This is a genomic window from Massilia cavernae (assembly GCF_003590855.1).
Taxonomy (GTDB): Bacteria; Pseudomonadota; Gammaproteobacteria; order Burkholderiales; family Burkholderiaceae_D; genus Telluria_A; species Telluria_A cavernae.
The window spans coordinates 1-1,800 of sequence record NZ_QYUP01000001.1 but is presented as its reverse complement, the minus strand read 5'-3'; the positions used below and the strand labels follow the sequence as shown (position 1 = coordinate 1,800).

At 57.9% G+C, this 1,800-nt stretch carries 5 protein-coding genes; all 5 read left to right on the top strand.

What is annotated here, in order from left to right; all coding sequences use genetic code 11:
- On the top strand, nt 1-190 hold a 190-nt coding region (locus D3872_RS00020; protein WP_147373743.1), incomplete at its 5' end, for a response regulator transcription factor.
- Between the two features lie 263 nt (nt 191-453).
- Nucleotides 454-591 carry a hypothetical protein gene (locus D3872_RS25450; protein WP_182915616.1) on the top strand — a complete coding sequence of 46 codons (138 nt, stop codon included), beginning with the start codon at nt 454-456 and terminating at the stop codon, nt 589-591.
- Between the two features lie 78 nt (nt 592-669).
- Entirely contained in the window at nt 670-843 is a 174-nt protein-coding gene (locus D3872_RS00015; RefSeq protein WP_119808874.1) for a Flp family type IVb pilin, read from the top strand.
- A gap of 60 nt (nt 844-903) precedes the next feature.
- Nucleotides 904-1,455, top strand: a complete 552-nt coding sequence (locus D3872_RS00010; RefSeq protein WP_119808873.1) for an A24 family peptidase — start codon at nt 904-906, stop codon at nt 1,453-1,455.
- A gap of 23 nt (nt 1,456-1,478) precedes the next feature.
- On the top strand, nt 1,479-1,685 hold the full coding sequence (locus D3872_RS00005; protein ID WP_119808872.1) for a hypothetical protein: 207 nt from the start codon (nt 1,479-1,481) through the stop codon (nt 1,683-1,685).
- The last annotated feature ends 115 nt before the right edge of the window (nt 1,686-1,800 follow it).

The window sequence follows — 1,800 nt, the reverse complement described above, 5'->3', positions numbered from 1 at the left end:
GGAACGCCAGATCGTCGACGCGATCATCGAGGGCAACGGCATGACGAACAAGGCGCTCGCGCAAAGCCTGTTCATCTCGGAGCACACGTTGCGCAACTACCTGGTCTCGATCTACAAGAAGCTGGAAGTAAACAACCGGCTCGAACTGTACGTCTTCGCGGTGAACCACCGCACCTCTGCGACCTGCTGATACCACTCCCGCGCGACGCTCCGGTCCGCCCCTTCTTCCGCGCCCAGGTTTGCACCTTGCGACTCGCTGCAACACTTCGTGCGATCGCGCAACGTGACGTTTGTCACGGCTCTGCACCAAAAAAACAGCACAAATGTCTCCGCCATAAAGGTGCGTTTGTGCGATGCGGTTGTGTAAGCAAGGGCATACATTAAGCATCAGCGCGGGTATTGATCCCGGACAGCAAATCCCGAACGAAGAGCAGCAGAACGTGGAAGGAAGCCATGTACTTTCTCGAACAACTACCGCCAGCGTTCGTCGATTTCCTCGAAGGTAAATCCGGGGGTTCGCTCTATGAGTACGCCCTCGCCTGGTCTCTCATTGCCGTCATCTGCGTCCTCGCGATCATCGCATTGATGTAGGAGCCGGATCGAAGATGCAACGCCGCGCTGAACATTGAGAACCACCAACCTATCGCTACCAACCTGAAGGGGAACATCATGAAATTCATCAAGAGCTTTATGCAGGAAGAAGACGGCGTAACGGCAATTGAATATGGCCTGATCGCAGCGCTGATCGCTGTAGTTATTATCGCCTCCGTCGACATCGTGGGAGACGAGCTGGTAAAAGTGTTCACCGCGATTGGGACCGAGCTTGGAAAGGCAACGCCGTAAATAAAAAATACTGCCCGCCCCATAGCCGGGGCGGGCAATTCCAACCTCACCGAGTCCGCCATGCCGCCCATTTTTCATTTCACCGACACAACGCAGTTGAGCCTCGTGGCCCTCGTCGTCATGTTGGTGCTTGCCACGACGTTCGACGTTCGTGAGCATCGCATTCCAAACTGGCTTGTCGCGACCGGCGCAACGCTCGCGGTCGCATATCACGCGATCTCGCCGTCCGGAGAAGGCGCGATTTTCGCATTGACGGGGATGGCAGTTGGAACGTTCGCCCTGATGCCATTGTACGTTTTTCGCACGATGGGTGCAGGCGACGTGAAGTTGATGGGCATGGTCGGCGCATACCTGGGCACCCCAGCCATCTTAAGTACCGTGCTAGCCACCCTGATCGCCGGCGGCGTGCTGGCATTGCTCGCCAGCACCTGCAAGCGCACGTTGCCCCAACTCGTCTGCAACCTCCGCACAATGATTGTGCAGCGACATATTCGTCAGATGGGCGGCGCAGCGGCCGGAGACACACAGCCCACGGAGTCAGTCGGAAAGCTCCCCTACGCAGTCGCCATCGCCGCCGGAACCGCTTGCCAGATCTTCTGGCTCCGTACCTGAACGTGCACTTGGGAGTCTTTGTCATGGACGAAATGCAACTGCTGGCTGAACCCGATACCGAACGCAGGGAAAAGTTCGCTTCCGCGGTCGCCGCGACCAACACCTCGATCCAGCGCCCGCCACGAACCATCCTGGAGACAGGCCTGCCGTTCGTATTCCTGGTCGAACTGGCGGTCAAGATCCTGTTCCTGCGCGACTGGTGCGGCTGCCGGAACTGGCCAACCACATGAAGCTGAGCGTGAACATCATCGATCCGCTGATCGTCTTCATGCGTGCGGAAAAAACTGTGCGAGGTCACCCGCATCGGCAGCAGCGGCACCGACGCCGATATCTCCTACAAGCTGA